The sequence below is a fragment of the Streptomyces sp. ATLC9 genome (genome assembly GCF_057196705.1).
On sequence record NZ_JBXUOY010000058.1, the window covers coordinates 1 to 23,272 of the forward strand.

The 23,272-nt window shown below is 72.1% G+C and carries 25 protein-coding genes; 13 read left to right on the top strand and 12 right to left on the bottom strand.

Translation table 11 applies throughout. From position 1 onward, the window contains the following. Positions 1-353: 353 nt before the first annotated feature. The 5 genes from afsQ1 (at position 354) to AC2CJA_RS09230 (ending at position 4,344) form a co-directional block, all read left to right on the top strand. Positions 354-1,031 (top strand): two-component system response regulator AfsQ1, encoded by a 678-nt coding sequence (gene afsQ1 / locus AC2CJA_RS09210; RefSeq protein WP_173915081.1) that lies wholly within the window; start codon positions 354-356, stop codon positions 1,029-1,031. A 100-nt stretch (positions 1,032-1,131) separates the two neighbouring features. Next, positions 1,132-2,769 (top strand): sensor histidine kinase, encoded by a 1,638-nt coding sequence (locus AC2CJA_RS09215; RefSeq protein ID WP_484602172.1) that lies wholly within the window; start codon positions 1,132-1,134, stop codon positions 2,767-2,769. Next, on the top strand, positions 2,766-3,392 hold the full coding sequence (locus tag AC2CJA_RS09220; RefSeq protein ID WP_484602173.1) for a hypothetical protein: 627 nt from the start codon (positions 2,766-2,768) through the stop codon (positions 3,390-3,392). Before AC2CJA_RS09215 ends, AC2CJA_RS09220 begins: the two co-directional genes overlap by 4 nt. Before the next feature lie 106 nt (positions 3,393-3,498). After that, on the top strand, positions 3,499-4,053 hold the full coding sequence (locus AC2CJA_RS09225) for a VanZ family protein (protein WP_484602189.1): 555 nt from the start codon (positions 3,499-3,501) through the stop codon (positions 4,051-4,053). 87 nt (positions 4,054-4,140) lie between these two features. Beyond that, on the top strand, positions 4,141-4,344 hold the full coding sequence (locus tag AC2CJA_RS09230) for a PspC domain-containing protein (RefSeq protein ID WP_484602174.1): 204 nt from the start codon (positions 4,141-4,143) through the stop codon (positions 4,342-4,344). Positions 4,345-4,484: 140 nt separating this feature from the next. Here the strand turns inward: AC2CJA_RS09230 and AC2CJA_RS09235 are convergent, their stop codons facing one another. Together AC2CJA_RS09235 and AC2CJA_RS09240 are read right to left on the bottom strand one after the other, a co-directional pair. After that, positions 4,485-4,853: an ATP-binding protein gene (locus tag AC2CJA_RS09235; RefSeq protein ID WP_484602175.1), complete on the bottom strand. Its 369-nt coding sequence runs from the start codon at positions 4,851-4,853 to the stop codon at positions 4,485-4,487. 166 nt (positions 4,854-5,019) lie between these two features. Further along, positions 5,020-6,159 carry an adenosine deaminase gene (locus AC2CJA_RS09240; RefSeq protein ID WP_484602176.1) on the bottom strand — a complete coding sequence of 380 codons (1,140 nt, stop codon included), beginning with the start codon at positions 6,157-6,159 and terminating at the stop codon, positions 5,020-5,022. A 154-nt stretch (positions 6,160-6,313) separates the two neighbouring features. On the opposite strand from AC2CJA_RS09240, the gene AC2CJA_RS09245 reads away from it, so the two are divergent. Further along, positions 6,314-7,069: an alpha/beta hydrolase gene (locus tag AC2CJA_RS09245; protein ID WP_484602177.1), complete on the top strand. Its 756-nt coding sequence runs from the start codon at positions 6,314-6,316 to the stop codon at positions 7,067-7,069. Between the two features lie 173 nt (positions 7,070-7,242). Here AC2CJA_RS09245 and AC2CJA_RS09250 read toward each other — a convergent pair whose 3' ends face one another. Beyond that, complete coding sequence (locus AC2CJA_RS09250) at positions 7,243-7,608, bottom strand: VOC family protein (protein WP_484602178.1); 366 nt, start codon at positions 7,606-7,608, stop codon at positions 7,243-7,245. A 529-nt stretch (positions 7,609-8,137) separates the two neighbouring features. Between AC2CJA_RS09250 and AC2CJA_RS09255 the strand changes: the two genes are divergently transcribed. Continuing rightward, on the top strand, positions 8,138-9,142 hold the full coding sequence (locus AC2CJA_RS09255; RefSeq protein ID WP_484602190.1) for a transposase: 1,005 nt from the start codon (positions 8,138-8,140) through the stop codon (positions 9,140-9,142). 373 nt (positions 9,143-9,515) lie between these two features. On the opposite strand, the gene AC2CJA_RS09260 is transcribed toward AC2CJA_RS09255, so the two are convergent. Further along, the gene (locus tag AC2CJA_RS09260; RefSeq protein ID WP_484602179.1) at positions 9,516-10,490 is read right to left on the bottom strand and encodes a LysR family transcriptional regulator; all 975 of its coding nucleotides are present in this window, start codon (positions 10,488-10,490) and stop codon (positions 9,516-9,518) included. 92 nt (positions 10,491-10,582) lie between these two features. Between AC2CJA_RS09260 and AC2CJA_RS09265 the strand changes: the two genes are divergently transcribed. Then, entirely contained in the window at positions 10,583-11,833 is a 1,251-nt protein-coding gene (locus AC2CJA_RS09265) for an MFS transporter (protein ID WP_484602180.1), read from the top strand. A 31-nt stretch (positions 11,834-11,864) separates the two neighbouring features. Here the strand turns inward: AC2CJA_RS09265 and AC2CJA_RS09270 are convergent, their stop codons facing one another. Together AC2CJA_RS09270 and AC2CJA_RS09275 are read right to left on the bottom strand one after the other, a co-directional pair. Next, entirely contained in the window at positions 11,865-12,455 is a 591-nt protein-coding gene (locus tag AC2CJA_RS09270; protein ID WP_394634944.1) for a Uma2 family endonuclease, read from the bottom strand. A 98-nt stretch (positions 12,456-12,553) separates the two neighbouring features. Continuing rightward, complete coding sequence (locus AC2CJA_RS09275) at positions 12,554-12,940, bottom strand: hypothetical protein (protein WP_484602181.1); 387 nt, start codon at positions 12,938-12,940, stop codon at positions 12,554-12,556. Between AC2CJA_RS09275 and AC2CJA_RS09280 the strand changes: the two genes are divergently transcribed. From AC2CJA_RS09280 to AC2CJA_RS09300, 5 genes are all read left to right on the top strand, one after another. Beyond that, the gene (locus tag AC2CJA_RS09280) at positions 12,927-13,589 is read left to right on the top strand and encodes a DUF5753 domain-containing protein (protein ID WP_484602182.1); all 663 of its coding nucleotides are present in this window, start codon (positions 12,927-12,929) and stop codon (positions 13,587-13,589) included. The genes AC2CJA_RS09275 and AC2CJA_RS09280 overlap by 14 nt on opposite strands. A 13-nt stretch (positions 13,590-13,602) precedes the next feature. Continuing rightward, on the top strand, positions 13,603-13,803 hold the full coding sequence (locus AC2CJA_RS09285; RefSeq protein ID WP_484602183.1) for a DUF397 domain-containing protein: 201 nt from the start codon (positions 13,603-13,605) through the stop codon (positions 13,801-13,803). A 32-nt stretch (positions 13,804-13,835) separates the two neighbouring features. After that, positions 13,836-14,015, top strand: coding sequence for a hypothetical protein (locus AC2CJA_RS09290; protein WP_484602194.1), 180 nt, complete (start codon positions 13,836-13,838; stop codon positions 14,013-14,015). After that, positions 13,966-14,427: an MFS transporter gene (locus AC2CJA_RS09295; RefSeq protein WP_484602184.1), complete on the top strand. Its 462-nt coding sequence runs from the start codon at positions 13,966-13,968 to the stop codon at positions 14,425-14,427. Before AC2CJA_RS09290 ends, AC2CJA_RS09295 begins: the two co-directional genes overlap by 50 nt. Before the next feature lie 464 nt (positions 14,428-14,891). Next, the gene (locus AC2CJA_RS09300) at positions 14,892-15,587 is read left to right on the top strand and encodes a fascin domain-containing protein (RefSeq protein WP_484602191.1); all 696 of its coding nucleotides are present in this window, start codon (positions 14,892-14,894) and stop codon (positions 15,585-15,587) included. A 103-nt stretch (positions 15,588-15,690) separates the two neighbouring features. On the opposite strand, the gene AC2CJA_RS09305 is transcribed toward AC2CJA_RS09300, so the two are convergent. The 6 genes from AC2CJA_RS09305 to AC2CJA_RS09330 form a co-directional block, all read right to left on the bottom strand. Next, the gene (locus AC2CJA_RS09305) at positions 15,691-16,968 is read right to left on the bottom strand and encodes a thymidine phosphorylase (RefSeq protein ID WP_484602185.1); all 1,278 of its coding nucleotides are present in this window, start codon (positions 16,966-16,968) and stop codon (positions 15,691-15,693) included. 43 nt (positions 16,969-17,011) lie between these two features. Next, positions 17,012-17,386 (bottom strand): cytidine deaminase, encoded by a 375-nt coding sequence (locus tag AC2CJA_RS09310; RefSeq protein ID WP_484602192.1) that lies wholly within the window; start codon positions 17,384-17,386, stop codon positions 17,012-17,014. 72 nt (positions 17,387-17,458) lie between these two features. Then, positions 17,459-18,724, bottom strand: a complete 1,266-nt coding sequence (locus AC2CJA_RS09315) for an ABC transporter permease (protein ID WP_484602186.1) — start codon at positions 18,722-18,724, stop codon at positions 17,459-17,461. Further along, positions 18,721-19,857, bottom strand: coding sequence for an ABC transporter permease (locus AC2CJA_RS09320; RefSeq protein ID WP_484602187.1), 1,137 nt, complete (start codon positions 19,855-19,857; stop codon positions 18,721-18,723). Before AC2CJA_RS09320 ends, AC2CJA_RS09315 begins: the two co-directional genes overlap by 4 nt. Beyond that, positions 19,854-21,383 carry an ABC transporter ATP-binding protein gene (locus AC2CJA_RS09325; protein WP_484602193.1) on the bottom strand — a complete coding sequence of 510 codons (1,530 nt, stop codon included), beginning with the start codon at positions 21,381-21,383 and terminating at the stop codon, positions 19,854-19,856. Before AC2CJA_RS09325 ends, AC2CJA_RS09320 begins: the two co-directional genes overlap by 4 nt. 461 nt (positions 21,384-21,844) lie before the next feature. Next, the gene (locus tag AC2CJA_RS09330; RefSeq protein WP_484602188.1) at positions 21,845-22,909 is read right to left on the bottom strand and encodes a BMP family lipoprotein; all 1,065 of its coding nucleotides are present in this window, start codon (positions 22,907-22,909) and stop codon (positions 21,845-21,847) included. Between the last annotated feature and the right edge of the window lie 363 nt (positions 22,910-23,272).

The window sequence follows — 23,272 nt, forward strand, 5'->3', positions numbered from 1 at the left end:
GGCCGCCGGCGGCCGGCGCCCCGGTCGCACCCCGCGGCGCCCGCGGCCTTGGACTTCCCCTCGGCCTGCGCGGGAACCACGGGAGCGTGCAGACGCGTGTGGACAACCGCGCTGGTGACGTTGCGGTGCAGTGTGTTCATCTCGCGCCCCCCTTTGTGGAACCGGCCCGCGTGCTCGGGTCCGTGCCGTGTACGCCGAATACACCGAATACACTGCCGGGGCAGTTTCATCGCCGGGTCCCCCGTCTGTCACAGGGGTGTCACAGAGGCCGGGCGGGCCGTGACCCGCCCGTGTTCGCGCTCCGTTCACCGGCCGGTCGAAGTACGGGCACCGGATGAGCCAGAATGGCGCGCGTGCCTTTCCTGTTGCTGATCGAGGACGACGAGGCCGTCCGTACCGCCCTGGAGATGGGGCTGACCCGGCAGGGCCACCGCGTGGTGACCGCTGCCTCGGGCGAGGACGGCCTCAAACTGCTGCGCGAACAGAGGCCCGATCTGATCGTGCTGGACGTCATGCTGCCCGGCATCGACGGTTTCGAGGTGTGCCGCCGCATCCGGCGCACGGACCAGCTGCCGATCATCCTGCTGACCGCGCGCAGCGACGACATCGACGTCGTGGTCGGCCTGGAGTCCGGTGCGGACGACTACGTGGTCAAGCCGGTGCAGGGACGGGTGCTGGACGCCCGCATCCGCGCGGTGATGCGGCGCGGTGAGCGGGAGGCGAACGACTCGGCGACCTTCGGCGCGCTGGTCATCGACCGCTCGGCGATGACGGTGACGAAGAACGGCAGGGACCTCCAGCTCACCCCGACCGAGTTGCGGCTGCTGCTGGAGCTGAGCCGCCGCCCCGGGCAGGCGCTGTCGCGGCAGCAGTTGCTGCGGCTGGTGTGGGAGCACGACTATCTCGGCGACTCCCGGCTGGTCGACGCGTGCGTCCAGCGGCTGCGCGCCAAGGTCGAGGACGTCCCCTCCTCGCCGACGCTGATCCGCACCGTGCGCGGCGTCGGCTACCGGCTGGACCCCCCGGCATGAGCGGGGCGCACGAGGCGGGCGGGCGCCCGGTCGCGATACCCGCGCCCCTGTCCGGGCCCCTGTCGGCGCCCCGGCACGACCGGAACCGCCGGGAGGCGCCGTGAGCGGCTCCCCGGGCGGGATCGCCGGGTCGCTGCGGCTGACGAGCCTGCGGCTGCGGCTGGTGGTGGTCTTCGCGCTGGTCGCGCTGACCGCCGCGGTGGCCGTCTCCGGCATCGCCTACTGGATCAACCGCGACGCCGTCCTGACCCGGGCGCAGAACGCCGCGCTCAACGACTTCCGCGAGTCGCTGGGTGACAGCGCCGGCGCCATGCCCCGCCGGCCGGCCTGCGCCGCACTGCGGGACACGGCCCGCTCCATGGCCAACACCACCCAGCGGTACGAGGTGGTGCTGACCGGGGAGCAGGCCGACGGTTCGCGCTGCGAGGCGGCCTCCGACCCGGAGTTCACCCTGGCGGACGTGCCCCGTGCGCTGCGCTCGGCGGTCGCCGAGAAGCGTCCGCTCGGCGCCGTCAACAAGGCCCCCTACCACCTGTACTGGCAGCGGGTCACGGTGGGCGGCGAGCCGTATCTGGTGGGCGGTGCGACCGTGATCGGCGGCGGGCCGACGGGCTACATGTTCAAGTCGCTCGTCCCCGAGCGTGACGACCTCAACTCCCTGGCCTGGTCGCTGGGGATCGCCACCGCACTGGCCCTGGTCGGCTCCGCCCTGCTGGCGCAGGCCGCCGCCACCACGGTGCTGCGGCCCGTGCAGCGGCTGGGCGAGGCGGCGCGGAGGCTGGGCGAGGGGCGGCTGGAGACCCGGCTGAGGGTGTCGGGGAAGGACGAGCTGGCCGAGCTGTCGAGGACGTTCAACCGCACCGCCGAGGCACTGGAGCAGCGGGTGGCCGAACTGAGTGCCCGCGAGGAGTCCAGCCGCCGCTTCGTGGCGGACATGTCGCACGAGCTGCGCACCCCGCTGACCGCGATCACCGCCGTCACCGAGGTCCTGGAGGACGAGATCGACTCGCTCGACCCGATGATCGCCCCCGCGGTCACCCTGGTCGTCAGCGAGACCCGGCGGCTGAACGACCTGGTGGAGAACCTGATGGAGGTCACCCGCTTCGACGCGGGTACGGCCCGCCTGGTGCTCGACGACGTCGACGTCGCGGACCAGGTGACCGCCTGCATCGACGCCCGGGCCTGGCTGGACGCGGTCGAGCTGGACGCCGACCGCGGCATCACCGCGCGGCTCGACCCGCGCCGTCTGGACGTGATCCTGGCCAACCTGATCGGCAACGCGCTCAAGCACGGCGGCTCCCCGGTGCGGGTGTCGGTGCGCACCCGGGAAGCCCCGGCGGAGGACGCTGGGCCGGGCGAGGGGCCGGGCGAGGACGAGCTGGTCGTACGGGTCGCCGACCGCGGACCCGGCATCCCCGAGGAGGTGCTGCCGCACGTCTTCGACCGCTTCTACAAGGCCAGCGCCTCCCGGCCCCGCTCCGAGGGCAGTGGGCTCGGACTGTCGATCGCCGTGGAGAACGCCCACATCCACGGCGGTTCCATCACCGCCGGGAACGCGCCCGAGGGCGGCGCGGTCTTCACCCTGCGGCTGCCGCGCGACGCCAGCCGTCTCGCGCCGGACCAGGGCCGGGACTCCGACCAGGACCGGAACACGGACCGGGACCCGGACACCGGTCCGGAAGCGGACACCGCCCCGGGCGCGGAGGCCGGCGGGACGCACCGGGAGGACGGACGATGAGCACCACACGCCGTACGGCCCCCGGCCTGCGCGCGACCGCCGCGGCCCTGGCCGCGCTCGCGCTCGGCGGGTGCGGCATACGTTCCACGCCCGTGCCGGTGGACGCCGGCCCGGCGCCGGAGCGCGCCTCGTGCACGGCGCCCGCCGGGGAGGAGCTGCCCCCCGCCGACGGGAACGTCCGGGCGGAGGTCTTCCTCGTCTGCGGCGGCGGCGTCTCGCCGGTGGGGCGCGGCGTGTCGCCGGGCGGCCCGGAGCCCGGCCGGGACACCCGGCTGGAGACGGCCCGCGGACTGCTGGACGAGCTGCGCGGGAATCCCTCCCGAGCCGAACGGGAGGCGGGCTTCAGCAGCTCCGTCCCCGGGGATCTGGAGATCGCCGGGCCCGGGGACGGCGACCCCGGTGGGACGCTGCGGCTGAGCCGGGACCCGGGCGGGCTGCCGTCCTTCGCGCTGGCCCAGATCGTCTGCACGCTCGTGGGCACGGCCGCCGTCGGCCAGGACGGCTCGGTGGTTCTCGGCGGCCCGGCGCGGGACGGCGGGAAGCCCCCGCTGCGCTACTCCTGCACCGAAGCGCTGCGCGACAGCCCGGAGGCGGCGAAGACCGCGGGCACTCCGCTCCGGTAGGCGCGGGGCACCCGCGCACCGCGCCTCCGCGCCCGGTGCGCGTGCCGCGCACCGGCGTGTCCGGAAGGGCGGAACCGCCGTGCGCGCCGTGCGCGTCTGTGTCGTCGTGCAGCGTCATCACCCCGGCGGCTTCGCCGCCCACCGCATCCGCGCAGCGGGGCTCGTACTCCTCGGCTGCCACCTGCTGTTCGTCGGCTGGCTGACGTTGCGCCCCCTGTCCGTTCCCTGGGTCTCCCCCGCGAACCTGCGGCCCTTCGCCTCGATCCACGCCGATCTCGCGGACGGCCCCCGGGCGGTGCTGGAGGGCATCGGCGGCGGGCTGGCCCTGCTGGCCCCGCTGGGGGTGCTGCTGCCGATGGTGTCGGGCCGGGTCACGTCACGGCTGGGTTCGTGGGCGCGTACGGTCTCCACCGCGGCGATGATCTCGCTCGGCATCGAGCTGGTGCAGCCCTCGGTCCCGGGCCAGGTGGCGGACGTGGACGCGCTGCTGCTCAACACCACGGGAGTGGCCCTGGTCCATCTGCTGTGCTACCCGGCGCTGCGTGCCCGGCTGCGCGCGGCGGCGCGGCGGGACGGCTCCGGCGCCCGGCGGTCCGGGTCCCCCGGGAGGGGGGATCAGGGCGTGCCCCCGAGAACTCCCAGGGTCGGAATCGCCCCCTAGAGGGAGGCTTTCACCCCTGTCGCTCGCCTACGGTGGATCTGTCCCCGCCGAACGACGGCGTTCCGTCAAGAGCGAAGGAGTCCCGCCATGGCCGCAATCGTCCGACCCGGTGACGACCGGATGATCGCCGGTGTGTGCGCCGGTCTGGCCCGCCGCTTCGGCGTCGCACCGAACACGATGCGCGCGATCTTCCTGGTCTCCTGCCTGCTGCCGGGACCGCAGTTCCTGCTCTACATCGCCCTGTGGATCCTGCTGCCGGACGAGCGCAGGGCACAGCGCGCGAGTTGGTGACGCGCCCACCGGCGCACACCCCGTACACAGGGGAACGGGCCGCGCTCCGGGGGAAGGCCCGGAGCGCGGCCCGTGGCGCCTCCCGTGGGTGGAGTGGAGGGAGGGGGGAGGCGCCGGAAGGGGAGGAGGGGAAGGCTGCGTCAGCCCAGCAGCTCGCCGGTCCGCAGGGCACCGGTGAGCTCGCCGGTCGGCAGGTTGAGCATCGTCGGCTTCTCGGGCATGCCGAGCGGCAGGCCGCCGAGCAACTCCCGCACCGGGTCCTGCTTCCCGGCGGCGGCCTGCTGCCCCGCCCTGCCCTCGTCGGGGGCGGGCAGCGTACGGGCCTGCCGGGCCGCGTCGGAGGCGGGCAGCGTACGGGCGACCTCCTGCACGGGCAGGCTCTTCAGCGCGCCTCCGGCGGTCTTGCCGAGCCCCAGGGTGTCCGCCGCGGAGGCGGTCCCGGCGCCGGTGGCGGCGAAGGCGGCGCCGAGCACGGCGACACCGATCGTCTTCATCGTTCGCTGCTTCATCAGCTGGTACGTCCTCGTGTGGATGGCTTGAGCGGCCTCGCGAACGTAGCCAGGGCGCCGCGCCGGCCGCAAACACCCGAAAACGGCCGGGCGCGCGCTTCCGCCGCCACGCCCGACCGCCTCCCGCCGCCTCCCCCGGTTGCCTCCGGCCAGGGGAAGCGCCTGGTCACAGGCCCTTGGTGGCGGCCTCCCGGAACAGCCACTCGGCCTTCAGCTCGGCGTATCCGGGCTTGATCACGTCATTGATCATGGCCAGACGTTCATCGAAAGGGATGAACGCGGACTTCATCGCGTTGACGGTGAACCACTGCATGTCGTCCAGCGTGTAGCCGAACGTCTCCACCAGGTGCCCGAACTCGCGGCTCATGCCGGTCCCGCTCATCAGCCGGTTGTCGGTGTTGACGGTGACGCGGAAACGCAGCCGCCTCAGCAGCCCGATGGGGTGCCCGGCGTACGAGGAGGCCGCCCCGGTCTGGATGTTGGAGGTGGGGCACAGCTCCAGCGGGACCCGCTTGTCGCGCACGTACGCCGCCAGCCGTCCCAGCTTCACCGTCCCGTCGTCGGCGACGTGGATGTCGTCGATGATGCGCACCCCGTGGCCGAGCCGGTCGGCGCCGCACCACTGGAGCGCCTGCCAGATGGACGGCAGCCCGAACGCCTCGCCGGCGTGGATGGTGAAGTGGTTGTTCTCGCGCTTGAGGTACTCGAAGGCGTCCAGGTGGCGGGTGGGCGGGTGACCCGCCTCGGCGCCCGCGATGTCGAAGCCGACGACGCCCGCGTCCCGGTACCGGTTGGCCAGTTCGGCGATCTCCAGCGAGCGGGCGGCGTGCCGCATGGCGGTGAGCAGGACGCCGACGCGGATGCGGTGCCCGGCCTCGCGGGCCCGGCGCTCGCCCTCGCGGAGGCCCTCGTTGACGGCCTCGACGACCTCCTCCAGCTTCAGCCCCGCCTCCAGGTGCTGCTCGGGGGCGTAGCGCACCTCGGCGTAGACCACGCCGTCGGCGGCCAGGTCCTCGGCGCACTCGGCCGCGACCCTCACCAGCGCCTCGCGCGTCTGCATCACCGCGCAGGTGTGGGCGAAGGTCTCCAGGTAGCGCTCCAGCGAACCGGAGTCGGCGGCCTCGCGGAACCAGGTGCCCAGCGCCCCGGGGTCGGTCTCGGGCAGGCCGCCGTATCCGCACTCGCGGGCGAGTTCGGCGACGGTGGCCGGACGCAGGCCGCCGTCGAGGTGGTCGTGGAGCAGCACCTTGGGGGCGCGGCGGATCTGGTCCGGGGTGGGGGTGGTGGTGACAGTCTCGCTCGTCATTGCCGCACTCTAGCGCCTACGCGCGTAGATATCACCCTTGGGCGGTTCTCGCACCCGTCCGCACACCGCCCGCGCGCACTCCCGGGTCTTTCGATACCCAATGGTGACCGCCCGGCACCGCCCGTACACCCCGGCTTCTGCCATCGTTTTTGCCGTGACTCGGCAGGCGTTGCCGCGGCGGGATGCGCGGCTGGGGCGGGCGTTCGGAGACGACCACGCGGTACAGGGCGTGGCCTTGCTGCTCCCGGGAGGGACGGCCGCGGGCACGCGCGGCCGCTCCCGCCGGGCCGCGGCCGCGATGCTGCCGCTGGCGCGGCGGCTGGTGCGGGCGGGAGCGGGGCACGAGGTGGCCGCGCACGTCCTCCACTACCGCCACCGCGGCTGGAACGGCGCGGACGCCCACCCCGTGCGGGACGCCGAGTGGGCGCTGGAGGAGATCGCACGCCGCTACGGCGACGTCCCGGTGTGCCTGGTGGGCCGGGACATCGGCGCCCGGGCGGCGCTGCGGGCCGCGGGCCACCCGGCGGTGGTCTCCGTCCTGGCCCTGGCCCCCTGGCTGCCGAGGGAACGCGAGGACGGCCGCGAGGAACCGGTGCGGCAGCTCGCCGGCCGGCGGGTGCTGATCGTGCACGGCACGGACGACGAGCACACCGGCCCGGACCTGTCCTACCGGCTGGCCGTGCGGGCCAAGAAGATCAACCCGGACGTCTGCCGCTTCGAGGTCCACACCGACGGCCACGCACTGCGCCAGCACCGCTCGGAAGTCCTCGCCCTGGCCGAGGACTTCGCCCTGAGCACCCTGTGCGACCGGGACTTCGCCCGCCCGGTGGCCGACGCGCTGGCGGCCCCGCCGCCGCTGGGCCTGCGGATGCCGCTGGCGGCCGGCTTCGGCCTCTCCCTGCGCCACTGAGCTTGTTCTTTCTCTTCCGGCCTCGAACGGTGTCTCGTACTGAGTCGCTCACCTGGGATTCGGCGGGCACAGGGGCGGGCGTCGCGGCACGGCTGGCCGCGAGGTGGTAAACCGGCACAGGCGGCACTCGCATGGGCCGCCGCAGCGTCGGCGGGGCCCATGCGAGTGCTGGTTTACTCCGCCGGAGGCGCGTAGCTCGGGTTCTCCCACACGAAGTTGATTTTGTTGCCTTCGGGGTCCGGCAGCTCCGCCATCTTGATGAAGTCGAGATCCTGGATCTCACCGCAGGTCACGCCCGCGCTCGCGAGGCTAGCGATGTGGGAGTCGATGTCCTCGACCCCGATGACGATGCTCGTCCTGCCGGCCGTCTCCGGGTCATAAGCGACCTGGATCCACCCGTTGTCGACGAGCTGCCACTCCGCGACGCCCTCCATAGGCTCGATGTCGGGACCGCGTCCGATCCACTGCTTGTACCAGGCGACTGCAGCGGCGTGATCGGTCACTGGCAGGACCGCGTTGACATTCTTGAAGCTCGGCACGGCGGGAAGCCCCTTCAGATGTTATGTGCTGATTCTCAGGCAACGAAAGGCGGCTCGAACTGAGCCCATGGCAATATCGTACACGCGTTCCATTTTGACATTCCGGGCAAACCGGCATCTGGTGTTGGGAGGGGGGTTGTTGGTGTACGGCGAGGCCGCTGACCTGTGGTGTTGCTGGTTCGCTGAGAGGTGGATCTGGCGGCTTGGGCGGGCTGGTGTAGCGCGACCGGTCCGCGCAGCTACACAGCTCGAGCATTCCGGGCCGCAACGTTCAGCCTGTTCTTTTTCCGGCCTCGAACGGTGTCTCGAACTGAGTCGCTCACCTGGGGGTTCGCCGGACGTGGGGGCGGCTTTCGTCTGATCATGTGCTCCGACCAGGGTGCGCGTGACCAGAACGAAGGCCGTGAGGGTGAGTCTGCTGCCTGATGCTGTTCGGAGGGAAGCGTTCGCGGAAGCGTCACGCTTCCGGGACGAGTTCTACGAGTGTCTGACCGCCCAGCGGGATGAGTTGTTCGAACTGGTGGACGCGGTGTTGTGTGCGGACGGGGCGGTGAGGTCCCCGGTGGACCTGACGCTGCTGCCCGAGCATCGTCGTGGGCACGGTGCGATGTACGGCGGCCTGAACCACGGCAGCATCGACGTCGGACGGCCGCGGACCGTGCTGGCCGGGCTGTCGCTGCCGCGTTTCGACGGCGGGCGCCTGGTCCTGGCGGTCGACGTGTCGCCCTGGCTGCGATCGGACGCGCCGTGCTCGGCAGACCGGCTGTTCTGCCATGTCTACGGACGGGCGAAGACCGCCTCGCAGTTCATTCCGGGCTGGCCGTATTCCTTCGTGGCCGTGCTGGAGCCGGGGGCCACGTCCTGGACCGCCGTCCTGGACGCGGTCCGGCTGGGACCTGCGGACGACGCCACCGCGGTCACCGCCGCCCAGCTGCGAGGAGTGGTCGAACGGCTCATCGCAGCGTGCCAGTGGCAGGTCGGGGACCCGGCCATCGTGATCGTCATGGACGCAGGCTACGACGTCACCCGCCTGGCCTGGGTCCTGCGTGACCTGCCCGTCGAGCTGGTCGACAGGGTCCGCTCCGACCGTGTCATGCGCCTGCCGAAGCCGCCCCGGCAACCGGGAACGAACGGCCGGCCGGCCGCCCAAGCACGGACCGGAGTTCCGCTTCACCAAACCGGAAACCTGGCCCGAGCCCACGATCACCACGGTCACCGACACCACCAACTACGGCAAGGCCGAGACCCAGGCATGGGACCGGGTCCACCCACGGCTCACCCACCGCTCCTCACGGCTCGACCACGACGGCGAACTCCCCGCGACCGAGGTCACGTTGATCCGACTCAAGGTCGCACATCTGCCGAAGGACCGGGATGCTCCGCCGGTGTGGTTGTGGTCCTCGAAGACCGGCACGACCCCGGACGACGTGGACCGCTTCTGGCAGGCATTCATCCGCCGCTTCGACCTGGAGCACACTTTCCGCTTCGCGAAGCAGACCCTCGGCTGGACCACTCCGAAACTCCGCACTCCTGAGGCGGCGGACCGCTGGACCTGGCTCCTGATCGTCGCTCACACCCAGCTCCGACTCGCTCGGCCCCTCGCCGCGGACCTCCGCCGGCCCTGGGAAAAGCCGACCGCCTCCGGCCGGCTCACCCTGGCCCGGGTCCGCCGGGGGTTCAGGAACATCCACACTCACCTCGCCTGCCCGGCCCGTGTTCCCCAACCCCGAGGAGCCGACCCTGGACGACCACCCGGCACCAAGAACAAACACCGGGCAACCCGCTACGACGTCGGCAAAACCGTCAAACGCCCCGAGACCCTCAAAGCCATCGGCAAGCCTGGAAGATCTTGGTAGATAAAGAACAAGCTGAGCGCGCCCGCCGTCCTCCTGCCGCCCCCGTGCCGCCTACGCCAGCAGCCGTCCCCGGCGGCTCAGCAGGAACGCCCGGAACGCCGCCACCGGCGGGGTGTCAGGGCGGCCGTCCACCCAGGCCACCCCGATCTCCCGCACCGCCCGCGGCTGGGTGACCGCCAGCTCCCGCACCCCCGGCCGGGGTACGGCCGGAGGCGGCAGCAGAGCCACCCCCAGCCCGGCGGCGACCAGCCCGCGCAGCGTCTCGGCCTCCTCCCCCTCGAACGCGATCCTCGGCTTGAAGCCCGCCTCGGCGCACAGCGCGTCGAAGATCCGCCGCATCCCGTAGCCCGGCTCCAGGGTGATGAACGGCTCCTGCGCCGCCTCCGCCAGCCGCACCCGCCTGCGCCGCGCCAGCGGATGCTCCTCGGGCACCACCAGCCGCAGCCGCTGCTCGTCCAGCCGCCGCGCCACCAGATCCGGGGCGTCCGGCACCGGGGAGGTCAGGCACAGGTCCAGGTCCCCGGCGCGCAGCCGCTCGATCATCGCCTCGCCGTACGTCTGCACCAGCGAGAAGCGCACCCGGGGATGGTCGGCGCGGAAGGAGCGGATCAGCGCGGGCACGGTCTCCGACCCCAGCGTGTGCAGGAAGCCGAAGGCCACCTTGCCCGAGGCCGGGTCGGCGTCCGCCCGTACCACCTCCGCCGCCTGCTCCACCGAGCCCAGCGCCCGCTCCACCGAGGCCAGGAACGTACGCCCGGCCGGCGTCAGCGCGACCGTCCGCCCCCGCCGCGCGAAGAGCGCCACCCCCAGGTCGTCCTCCAGCCGCGCCATCGCCCGGCTGAGCGTGGACTGCGGCACCCCCAGCTCGCCGGCCGCCCGCGTGACGTGCTCGTGCCGGGCCACGGCGACGAACTGCGCCAGCCGCGGGGTGAGCACGGCGGCCCAGGAACCGGGGTCGATGTGAGGGGCGTCACCGGATGTGCCGGATGTAACCGAGATGTCTTTTCTGTTGCCGACCGGTGACACGACACCCTCCCAGCTCAGCTTATGCGCCTGTGCATGAAGACCTGCCGCCTTGTGCATTGGACGCATCAGGTTGGTGATCGTACGTTCGAGGCATGCCTTCCGTCGATACCGGGGCACCTGCCCGCACAGGTGCCTCTCCCGAGCGTTTCCCGTCCTCCCCCCGGCGCATCAGCCTCGCCCTCTTCGCCGTGGGCCTGGCGACCTTCGCCCTGCTGTTCTCCACCCAGCCCCTGCTACCCGCCCTCACCGCCGACTTCGGCGTGACGCCCGGGCAGGCGAGCTGGACCGTCTCGGCCGCCACCATCGCGCTCGCGGTGGCCGTGCTGCCGCTGTCCGCCCTCTCCGAGCGCTTCGGGCGGCGCGCCCTGATGACGGGCTCCCTGGCGGTCGCGGTCGCCGTCGCGCTCGTGCTGCCCTTCGCCCCCAGCATGGAGGTCCTGATCGCGCTGCGCGCCCTGCAGGGCGTGGCGATCGCGGGCATCCCGGCCTCGGCGACGGCGTACCTGGCGGAGGAGGTACGGCCGGCCGCGCTGGTCGGGGCGATCGGCCTGTTCGTGGCGGGCAACAGCGTCGGCGGGATGACCGGCCGCGTCCTCACCGGCTGGGTCGCCGAGGGCTGGGGCTGGCGCGCGGGGCTCGCGGCGGTCGGCGCGCTCTCCCTGCTGTGCGCCCTCGCCTACCGGCTGCTGATCCCCCGGGCGCACAACTTCACCCCGGCCTCGCTGCGCCCCGCCGAGATGCTGAACACCGTGCGCGGCCACCTGTCCGACGGGCTGCTGGTACGGCTGTACTCGCTCGGCCTGCTGTTCATGACCGTCTTCGGCGCGGTCTACACCGTGGTCGGCTATCGGCTGACCTCCGAGCCCTTCGGCCTCTCCCAGGGCCTGGCCGGCTCGGTCTTCGCGATCTACCTCGTCGGCACCGTCTCCTCGGCCGCCGCCGGCCGCCTGACCGGACGGCTCGGCCGCCGCGGCGCGCTCTACCTGGCCATCGGCGCCACCACCACCGGCCTGCTGCTGACCCTCGGCGACACCCTCGCTGCCGTACTGCTGGGCCTGGTCCTGGTCACGGCGGGCTTCTTCGCGGGCCACGCGGTCGCCTCCGGCTCGGTGGGCCGCACGGCGAGGACGGGCCGGGCGCAGGCCTCGGCGCTGTACCAGATGGCGTACTACGTCGGCAGCTCCCTGGGCGGCACGCTGGGCGCGATCGCCTACCACGCGGCGGGCTGGAGCGCGACGGTCGCCTTCTCCCTGACCGCCCTGGTCCTGGCGGCGGGCGTCACCCTCTACGCCACGCGCCGCGCGGTGGTCCAGCGCCGACTGGCGGTCGCGCGCGGCTGCTGAGCACCGTCCCGCGGGTGTCTTTCCGGCCGACTCAGCCGGCGGGAAAGACGCCCGTGTCGATGGTGAGGCCGAAGGGATCGGGAAGGTGGATGGTGTCCCCGAACTTCCCCGCGTGCAGCACCCGGTAGACGTCCTCCTTCGGCTCCCCGTAGAGCGTCACGGTCGGGCCGCCGGGCGCCCAGCGGTCGACCAGCAGATACAGCGGCACCCCGGCCTGGGCGTAACCGGCAGGCTTGCTGACCCGGTCGTGCCGGGCGTTGGATGACGAGGTGATCTCCACGACGAGTTCCGCATCGTCCGCCGAGACAAACCGATCCGCATCCCTCATCGCGGTTTTCGGCACGACCAGGAGGTCGGGGATGTAGATCCCGCTGCGAGAAGGAACGGAAACGCCCTGAGTCTGGTAGATGCCCCAGTCTCGGGGGATCACCGTGTACAACGCCCGCTGGATCTCGTCAGCGATGTCGTTGTGATCCTTGGCAGGCGGTGGTGACACAGTAACGACCCCATCAATGATCTCCACCTTGGAGCCCTCGGGCCCGTCCGTCTCCTCCCAGAGCCGGACCAGGTCGTCCCAGCCGTGGGCACGCCCCGGCCCCGGATCGACGGTGAGTGCGCTCATGGCGGTCTCCTCTATCGGTGCGTCACCGATCCCAGCATGCCCAACGCACCCCGCGCGGGTCCACCGCCCCCGTTCACCCGAACGGGGAACCTCGCAGGTCAGGCAGTGGCGGTCCGCTCGGGTGCGGCGAGCCAGACGAGCCGGGCCGTGACGCCCGCCTCCCGCCCGAACCACCACACGGCCCGCTCCGGCGAGCCGAGCACGAGCCGCGGGGCACCGTCGGCGCCGCTCACCTGCGTACGCCCGTCCTCGTGCACCGTGCCCCACGCGGCGACACACCCGTCCAGCTCCCCGTCGCCCGCATCCCACACCTGGACCACGGCGAACTGCCGCGGCGCGGGGTCCACGACCATCGCCCGCAACTCCTCCTCGAAGCGCCCCGAGCCCGCGGCTCCGGGATTTCCGTGCGGCCCGGGGCCGCCGTTCTGCGGGGATACGGTGAGCGCCGAACGCGTACGAGCCCTGGCCCGCTTGTACTCGTGCACGGACCAGGCCCTCATCGACGCCCTCGCCTCGATGACCGGCGGACGGACACGCGGCTGGTGGGAGGAGTACCGGGAGATCCTCCCCGCCGGAGCACTGGAACTGGCCGAGCTGGAACACTTCGCACGCTCCGTGCGCATCGCGTCAGCGGTCCATCTTCCCGGCCTGCTTCAGACGGCCGAGCACGCCCGCGCGCTTTTCCAGGACGTGGTGCCCGTACTGTCGCCACCTGAGGTGGAACATCTGATCTCGCACCGGATCAAGCGGCAGGCGGTGCTCTACGGCGAGAGACCGACTCCCCTGACCGCGATCATTCACGAGGCCGCACTGCGCATGGGCTTCGGCGGCCCGAAGGTCGCCCAGGAGCAACTGCGGCACCTGCTCACCATGAGCGAGCAGGATCACGTCAACCTGAAAGTGGTCCCTTTCGGCACCGGGAGCTACCCCAGTTCCGGCGCGGGCATCGTCTACTTCGCTGCCGGGGTTCCCCAGTTGGATACCGTTCAGGTCGACACGGACACGCACTCGGAGTTCGTGGACGCTCAACCGCAGTTGGCCAGATACCGAGCCGTGCTCGACAAGTTGGAGGCCAACGCCCTCGAACCGGTGCCATCTCGCGATCTGGTCCACGGCATCGCACGAACGCTCTGAAGGAGAAGAGAAGATGTCGACCGACCGGTGGCAGAAGTCCTCCTACAGCGGAACGGCCGCCAACTGCGTCTACGTGGCCGCGAGCGACGACGGCAGCATCAAGCTGCGCGAAAGCGATCACCCCGGCACCGTTCTCACCACCACACCCGAGAACTTGGCCGCCTTCATACGCGACGCAAAGGCGGGCATGCTCGACCGTTTCACCGAGCACTGACGTGGTCCAGGGCTCAGCTGAAAATTCCGGGCGTGAACATTCCGGACGGCATGGTTCAAGGACCGAAAACCTTTCGGACGGATTCTTTCTTCTGGCCGGGTCCGAGCGCGGTGGCAGATATCCGGGATTCAACGGGAAAACGTTTGCACCAAACGCCGGTGATTGTGTTCGACGGCGCCGCCCGACGGGCATCAGGAAAGGAAGTTCGGTGACGGTACCGCAGTCCGCCGCCGAGCCTCCTCGGGCCTGCTGGTGACCGGCTACGGCCTGGGCGTGGCGGTCGCCCCGGTGCCCCCGACACACCTGGTCCGCAGGGTGCCCCGGCGTGCGCTGCTCATCGTGCTGCTGAGCGTCCTCGTCGCCGCGAACCTGGTCTCCGCCGCGACCCCGGACTACCGGGTGCTGCTCGCCGCGCGGATCACGGTCGCGCCGACCCACGCGGTGCTCTGGTCGATCGTCGCGGCCACCGCCGCCGGACTGTTCCCGCCCGAGGTACGGGGCAAGGTGGTCGCCGGGCTGTTCTCCGGGCTCTCCATGTCCGCTATGACCACCGCCCTGCGGAGCAGGGTCCTCCAGGTGGCTCCCTCACCGGCGGCCTGCCGCTGCCCACCGGGGCCGGGGTGAGGGGTGCGGTCCCGGTCGGCGGAGCGCTCGCCACCGGGGCGCTCGTGGTACTGCTGTGCGAACCGTGGGCCGTCCGCCGCGAACCGGGCCGGGGAGACCTTCCGAAGCAGATCCCCGCGATTCAGGGCGCCCGGCGAACGGATTCCTTCCTCCGCGTTAACCCGGGGTTGCGGAACCGGTCTCACCGAGGGAATTCCTTACCGATTCGAAAATCGAATGGAATGGTCCCTCCGAAAGACGGTGTCCGCCGATAGTGTGGCGCTGCCTCGTGGATCGACGCGGGGCAGCCGCGGGAGCGTCCGAGGGGAAGGCGTTCCGATCGCGGTTCCGGGGTGCGGCGAAAGCAGGGGGAAATCAACGCACGTGGAACCGTGCGTTCCGGAATACGCAGGCGTCGAATTCACTTCTCCGCCACCCCGGAATGACCACTGATTCACCGAAGGTGAGGACGACCCGTGCGACGCGTGACCTCCGTTCTTCTGGCCCTGAGCGCTCTGGTGGGTGCCTCCGCGCTGACCGCCCCGGCGGCCGGAGCCGCCCCGCAGACCGGCCGTCCGGCCGCCGTGCGGACCGCCGTGCCGGCCGGCTGGGAGGTGGTCCGGGGTGATGAGGTGGCCGCTCTGAACGGCGGGGCGGACGGCAAGCGCTCCTCCGCCCCCCAGGGCCCCGCCGCCCGGAGCCTCACCGAGCAGGGCTCGGAAGCGGACGAGATCTCCCTCCTGGCGGTGCGGTCGGTCCGCAACGAGCGGTTCGTCACGGCCGAGAAGAACTACCCGGCTCCCAACACCGGTGTGCTGCGGGCCCGTTCCGCCGAGTACGGCGGTTCCTGGGAGAGCTTCGCCTTCGAGTGGGACGAGACCACCGAGACCTACGCCCTGAGGTCGCTGGCCAACGACCTGTACGTGGCGGTGGAGAAGAACTTCACCGGCAGCTCCCAGAACCTGCTGCGCGCCCGCTCCACCGGTGTGGGCGGCTGGGAGCGGTTCGCCGTGTACCACAACGAGGAGCTGGGTCTGTGGGCGCTCCAGTCCACGCTGAACGGCCTGTTCGTCGCCATGGAGAACGGCTACACCGGCTCGCTCCAGTACGTCCTGCGCGCCCGTTCCGCCGAGATCGGCGGTTCCTGGGAGGAGTTCGTCCTCTACGAGCTGGGCGCCTGAGCCCCGGCCGGACGGACGGCGAGGCGCCCGTACCCCACGTCCCGGGGGTACGGGCGCCTTCCGTGTAGGCCCCGCCCGCGGCCCGCGGCCGCCGGGGCGGGGGTCAGGCGATGCGGTCGAGGATCAGGGGGGTGGGCCCGGCCGAGGCCGTGTCGGCGATCCCGATCGCCTCGCCGGTGAGCGCTTCGAGGGCGTAGTCGAAGCGCTCGGGGGTGTCGGTGTGGAGGGTCAGCAGCGGGGCGCCGGCACTCACGCGGTCGCCGGGCTTGGCGTGCAGCTCCACCCCGGCCCCGGCCTGCACCGGGTCCTCCTTGCGGGCGCGGCCCGCGCCCAGGCGCCAGGCGGCGACGCCGACGGCGTAGGCGTCCAGCCTGGTCAGGACGCCGGAGGCGGAGGCGGTCACGGTGTGCCGCTCGCGGGCGGTGGGCAGGGGGGCGTCCGGGTCGCCGCCCTGGGCGACGATCATGCGACGCCAGTGGTCCATGGCCGAGCCGTCGGCGAGCGCTCTGGCGGGGTCGGCGTCCGGCAGTCCGGCGGCGGTGAGCATCTCGCGGGCCAGTGCCAGCGTCAGCTCGACGACGTCGGCCGGGCCGCCGCCGGCCAGGACATCCACCGACTCGCGGACCTCCAGGGCGTTGCCGGCGGTCAGGCCGAGCGGGGTGGACATGTCGGTGAGCAGGGCGACGGTGCGCACCCCGTGGTCGGTGCCGAGCCCGACCATGGTGGAGGCCAGCTCCCGGGCGTCGTCGAGGTTCTTCATGAACGCGCCGGAGCCGACCTTGACGTCCAGGACGAGCGAGCCCGTGCCCTCGGCGATCTTCTTGGACATGATCGAGGAGGCGATCAGCGGGATCGCCTCGACGGTGCCGGTGACGTCGCGCAGCGCGTAGAGCTTCTTGTCGGCAGGGGCCAGTCCGTCGCCGGCCGCGCAGATCACCGCGCCGACCGAGCGCAGGACGCCCATCATCTCGTCGTTGCTCAGCAGCGCCCGCCAGCCGGGGATCGACTCCAGCTTGTCCAGCGTTCCGCCGGTGTGGCCCAGGCCGCGGCCGGAGAGCTGGGGGACGGCGGCGCCGCAGGCGGCGACCAGCGGGGCCAGCGGCAGGGTGATCTTGTCGCCGACGCCGCCGGTGGAGTGCTTGTCCGCGGTGGGCCGGGACAGGGCGGAGAAGTCCATCCGTTCACCGCTGTCGATCATCGCGGCGGTCCAGCGGGCGATCTCCTCGCGCTCCATGCCGTTGAGCAGGATCGCCATGGCCAGGGCCGACATCTGCTCGTCGGCGACCTCGCCGCGGGTGTAGGCGTCGATGACCCAGTCGATCTGGGCGTCGCCGAGGCGGCCCCGGTCGCGCTTGGTGCGGATGACGGAGATGGCGTCCATCGGTCGGTGTCGCTCCTTGGGGGTCGGGTGCGCCGGGCGCGGGTCAGGGGCCGGTGGAGCCGGTGGGGCCGTCCGCGCCGGCGAGGTGGTCGGGGCCGAAGGCGTCGGGGAGGAGGTCGGACAGCGGCCGGACGCCGGAGGCGGTGTCGACCGCCAGGTTCGGGCCGCCGTGCTCCCACAGCAGCTGGCGGCAGCGGCCGCACGGCATGAGGATCTCGCCGCGGCCGTCGCAGCAGGTGAAGGCCACCAGCCGGCCGCCGCCGGTGGCGGCCAGCTCGGAGACCAGGCCGCACTCGGCGCACAGCGCGACGCCGTAGGAGGCGTTCTCCACGTTGCAGCCGCCGACGATCCGGCCGTCGTCCACCAGCGCGGCGGCGCCGACCGGGTACCTGGAGTACGGGGCGTAGGCCCGGGACATCAGCTCCCGGGCCCGCTCCCGCAGCGCCGGCCAGTCGGCCCGGCCGGCGCCCGTCGCGGGGGACTCGCTCACCTACTTGCCCTCGCCCTTCCGGTAGGCGTGCCCGTTGGCCTTCGGCATCCGCAGCCGCTGCGCGGACATGGCCAGCACCAGCAGCGTGGCGACGTACGGGGCGGCGCTGACGAACTGGCTGGGCACCTCGTCCACCGAGGAGTACCAGACGAACAGCACCAGACCGCAGACCGCCGCGACCGCGCCGGACAGGTACTTCTTCCGGTAGACCGCCCAGGCGGTGGCCAGGACCAGCAGGATCGCCAGCAGCAGGAGCAGGGCGTGGACGTTCTGGCCGCCGCCGCGCAGGTTGAGGCTGTCGGTGTAGCCGAACAGGCCGGCGCCCAGGGCGAGTCCGCCCGGCATCCAGTTGCCGAAGATCATCGCGGCGAGGCCGATGTAGCCGCGTCCGCCGGTCTGGCCCTCCAGGTAGATGTTGGAGGCGACCTCGGCGAGGAACGCGCCGCCCATGCCGGCGAAGCCGCCGGAGATCATCACGGCGATGTACTTGTACCTGTAGACGTTGACGCCCAGGCTCTCGGCCGCGGTCGGGTTCTCGCCGCAGGAGCGCAGCCGCAGCCCGAAGCCGGTGTTCCACAGCACCCACCGGCTGAGCGGGATCATGGCGACGGCCACGATCGTCAGCAGGGAGAGGTTGGTGACCAGGCCGCCGACGAGGCCGGCGGCGTCCGAGACGACGAACCAGTGCTTGGCGTTGAGCGTCGCCATCGCGTCGGACAGCCCGGGGACGGTGATCTGTCCTATCGACTCGATGGGCGGGGACTGCTTGCTGGTGCCACTCTCCATCTCGGCGAAGGTGAAGCTGGACAGGTAGCGGGTGGCGCCGACGGCGAGGATGTTGATGGCCACACCGGAGACGATGTGGTTGACGCCGAAGGTGACGGTGGCGATCGCGTGCAGCAGGCCGCCCAGCGCGCCGCCGACGATGCCCATGACCACGCCCGTCCACGGGCCCCACTGGACGCCGGCCCAGGCTCCGAACCAGGTGCCCAGGATCAGCATGCCCTCCAGACCGATGTTGATCACACCGGCCCGCTCGGCCCACAGGCCGCCCAGTCCGGCCAGCCCGATGGGGACGGCCAGCCGCAGGGCGGCGGAGGTCTGCCCGACGGAGGTGATGCCGTGGGCCCCGGTGATCATCCGCACGGCGGAGACCAGCACCAGCAGGCCCGCGATCACGAGCATCCACTCGGCCAGGGTCAGCCGGCGGCGGGCGGGCTTCTTCGGCTGCTGTGCGGCCGGCCGCTTGTCGAGGACGGTGCTCACGCCGACACCTCCTCGCGGTTCTTCGGACCGGTGCCGTCGCCCTCGCCCGCGGCGGCGGCCTCGGCGGCGAGTTCCTCGCCGACCTTCTGCTGCTGGCGGCGCAGGCCGTAGCGGCGCACGGACTCGTAGCTGATGACGACCGCCATCACGATCAGGCCCTGCATGATCGTGGCGATCTCCTTCTCGTAGCCGTTGTAGTCGAGCGTCGGCGACGCCTTGTCCAGGAAGGCGATGAGCAGCGCTCCGAAGGCTATGCCGAGGGGGTGGTTGCGGCCGAGCAGGGCGATGGTGATGCCGGTGAAGCCCACGCCCGCGGGGAAGTCCAGGCTGTAGGTGTGGGCGTCGCCGAGCAGGACGGGCATGCCGGCCAGACCGGCGACCGCGCCGGAGATCAGCATGCTGGTGAGCACCATGCGCCTGGCGTCGACGCCGCTGGCGGAGGCGGCGCTGGGGCTGGCGCCGGTGGCGCGCAGGTCGAAGCCGAACCGGGTGCGGTTCAGGATCAGCCAGTACAGCAGGCCGCACAGGGCGGCGACGGCGGTGAAGCCGTAGATCTCGCCGGCCGCGCCCATGTCGATGCCGGGGAACCAGCCCGATTCCGGGATCTGTCCGGTGGTGAGGTTGTTGCCGCGCTGCTCGCCGAACTGGGCGGGCAGGACGAGGTAGGCGATGATGCTGGTGGCGATGGAGTTGAGCATGATCGTCGAGACGACCTCGCTCACTCCCCGGGTGGTCTTCAGGATGCCCGCGATACCGGCCCAGAAGCCGCCCACCAGCATCGCGACGACCAGGATCAGCGCGATGTGCAGGGGGCCGGGCAGGGTGACCGAGGCTCCGACGAGGGCGGCGGCCATCGCGGCGAGCCGGTACTGCCCGTCGACGCCGATGTTGAACAGGTTCATGCGGAAGCCGACGGCCACCGCGAGCGCCGCCAGGTAGTACGTGGCGGCCTGGTTGACGATGAGCACCTGGATGTCGGCGTGCGTCGCGTACTCGGCCATCAGCACGTACGGCCGGACGGGGCTGAGGCCGGAGGCGACCAGCACCACCGAGGTCAGCAGCACGGCGACGACGATGGCCAGCGCCGGTCCGCCGAGGGCCAGGACCATCCGGTCCTTGTCGAACTTCTTCATCGGTCCTCTCCCCCGTCCCGGCCCGCGGCGGCGGTCCCGTCGGCGGCCGCGGCGGCGGGTTCGGCCGCCGCCCCGTCGTCGAGACGGCCGGCGGCCGCGCCGGTCATGGCGGAGCCCAGGGCCTCAGGGGTGATCGTGGCGGGGTCGGCGTCGGCGACCAGTCGGCCGCGGTACATCACGCGCAGGGTGTCGGACAGGCCGATCAGCTCGTCGAGGTCGGCGGAGATCAGCAGAACGGCCAGGCCGGCGCGGCGCGCGGTGCGGATCTGGTCCCAGATCTGCGCCTGGGCTCCGACGTCCACGCCCCGCGTGGGGTGGGCCGCGATCAGGAGCCGGGGGGTGTGGCTCATCTCCCGTCCCACGATCAGCTTCTGCTGGTTGCCGCCGGACAGGGAGGCCGCGGTGACGTCGATGCCGGGGGTGCGCACGTCGTACTCGGCGACGATCCGCTCGGTGTCGGCGCGGGCGGCCTTGATGTCCAGCCAGGGCCCCCTGCTGTTGGGGGACTCGGTGACGTGCCCGAGTATGCGGTTCTCCCACAGCGGGGACTCCAGCAGCAGCCCGTGGCGGTGGCGGTCCTCGGGGATGTAGCCGACGCCGCCCTCGCGGCGGCGTCTGGTGGGCCAGCCGGTGATGTCCCGCTCGCCGAGGACGATGGTGCCGCCGTCGGCCGGGCGGATGCCGATCAGCGCCTCGATCAGCTCGGTCTGGCCGTTGCCCTCCACACCGGCCAGGCCCAGCACCTCGCCCTTGTGGATGGTGAAGGAGACCTCGTCCAGGATGGTGCGGGCGCCGTCGACCGGGTCGTGGCCGGTGAGGGTGAGGCCGTCCACCCTCAGCATGGGGGTCTCGGTGACGGTGGAGTCGCGGGTCTCCGGGGAGGGCAGCTCGGCACCGACCATCAGCTCGGCGAGCTGCTTGACGGTGACGTCGCCGGGGGCGACGGAGGCGACGGTGGTGCCGCGCCGGATGACGGTGATGTCGTCGGCGACCGAGAGCACCTCGCCCAGCTTGTGCGAGATGAAGATGACGGTCAGTCCCTCGGCCTTCAGCTCGCGGAGGTTGGCGAAGAGCGCGTCCACCTCCTGCGGCACGAGCACGGCGGTCGGCTCGTCGAGGATGAGGATGCGGGCGCCGCGGTAGAGGACCTTGAGGATCTCCACGCGCTGCCGGTCGGCGACCCCGAGGTCCTCCACCAGGGCGTCGGGGCGGATGCCCAGGCCGTAGGCGTCGGAGATCTCCTTGATCCGGGCGCGGGCCTTCGCCCCGATCCCGTACAGCTTCTCGCTGCCCAGGACGGTGTTCTCGGCGACGGTGAGGTTGTCGGCCAGCATGAAGTGCTGGTGGACCATGCCGATGCCGCGGGCGATGGCGTCACCGGGGTCGGAGAAGGCGGCCTCCCGGCCGTCGACGGCGACGGTGCCCTCGTCCGGCTTCTGCATGCCGTAGAGGATCTTCATCAGGGTCGACTTGCCCGCGCCGTTCTCGCCGACGACGGCGTGCACGGTCCCCCTGCGGACGGACATGTGGATGTCGTGGTTGGCGACGACACCGGGGAAGCGCTTGGTGATCCCGGTCAGTTCGACTGCGGGAGGACTGCTGGACGCGTTGATGGTGCACTCTCCTCGGGCTAAGGAGTGGCTCGTAGGGAGCACGGCGGCGGGACGGACGGCCACGGGGTGGACCGGGGCGGGCCGCCGGGCCGTGCGGGTGAGGGCGACGCTACCGTCTCGATGGGTGACTACGCGCGTAGAGCGCATTCCGTACGGTGGGCCCGGCCGGAGGAGGGTCGCACCGCTCGCGGCGGTGGCCTCCTCCGGCCGGGCCCGTACCGGAAGCCGCGCGGGCGGGGGGGGGGGGGGGGCGGCGCGCGGGCCGGGGGCCGGCGGGGGGCGCGGGGGGCGGGGGGGGGGGGGGGGGGGCGCGCCCGCCCCCCCCCCCGCGCCGCACGACCGCCGGGCCCGCCGGGGCGGGCGGGAGAGAGGGGTCAGGACCCGGTGCTGACCTCGATCTCGCCGCTGATGACGCCCTCCCTGGCCTTCTCCACGGCTTCCTGGAGCTCGGCCATCTCGGTGAAGGCCGGGTTGGAGTCGGACAGGCCGACACCGCCGGACTCCAGGTCGAAGCGGTTCTCACCGCTCATCGGCTCGCCGTTCTGGACGGACTCGACCAGGTTGTAGACCGCGCCGGAGACGTCCTTGGTCATGGAGGTCAGGATGCTGTCCTTGTACTTGTCCAGCGTCTTCTGCGTGTACTGGTCGGAGTCGACGCCGATGACCCACTTGTCCTTGGCCGCGACCGCCTCGATGACGCCCTGGCCCGCGAGGCCGGCGGCGTGGTAGATCACGTCGGCCTTGGCGTCGAGCTGGCCGCGCGCGGCCTCCTTGCCGAGGTCCGGCTTGGAGAAGCCGTCCATGTTCGGCGGCTGGGTCAGGTACTGGGTCTTGACCTCGATGGACTTGTCGGTGTCCTTCACGCCCTGGACGAAGCCCGCCTCGAACTTCTTGATCAGCGGGACCTCGACGCCGCCGACGAAGCCGACGACCTTGGACTCGGTGGCCTTGGCCGCGGCCACGCCCGCCAGGTAGGAGCCCTGCTCCTCGTTGAAGACGAGGTTGGCGACGTTCTCCGCCTGGACGGTGTTGTCGTCGATCAGGCCGAAGGTGGTCTCCGGGAACTTCTCGGCGACCTCCTCGATCGGGGTGGCGTAGGCGAATCCCACACCGATCACGGGGTTGTAGCCCTGGCGGGCGAGGTCGGTGAGGCGCTGGACCTTGTCGGCGTCCGACTCGCCGTCGGAGGGCTCGATATCCTCGCCGCCGATGCCGAAGTCCTCCTTCGCCTTCTCGAATCCCCGGTAGGCGGCGTCGTTGAACGACTGGTCGCCACGGCCGCCCACGTCGTAGGCGAGGGCTATGCCCTTGCCCTTCTTCGCGGAGTCGGAGGAGTCGGAGGAGGCGGACTCCGTGGACGTGCTGCCACACGCGGTGGCGCTGAGGGCGAGGGCCGCGGCGGTGCCGACCGCGGCAGCAAGCTTGCTTACCCGGCGCAAGAGGACTTCCCTTCGCTCGAAGCGCCTCCGTTGGCGCTGGCTTCCGCCGCATCGTAACGCGCGTAGATGCCAGGAAAAGGGCTCCTGCGGAGCCGTTATCAGTTCGGTGTTAACGGGTGGTGCCCACGCCCTTGTGGAGGGTGACGCGGGGGTGTCCCCACGGAGGGCCGGGCACCGCGGGTGCCGGAGGCCGTCTCGGCCCGCGGGCGGTGGCGACGGGTCCGCGCCCTGCGCCCGATCCCTTCCCACCTGCGCTTTCCCCTCCGCCGCGGAGGCCGGGGGGCGGACGCGGCAGGCCCGGGACCCCGGCGGCCGGGCGGCGGGGGCGCCCCGTCGGCCACCGGCCGGAACGCGGCGTGAGAC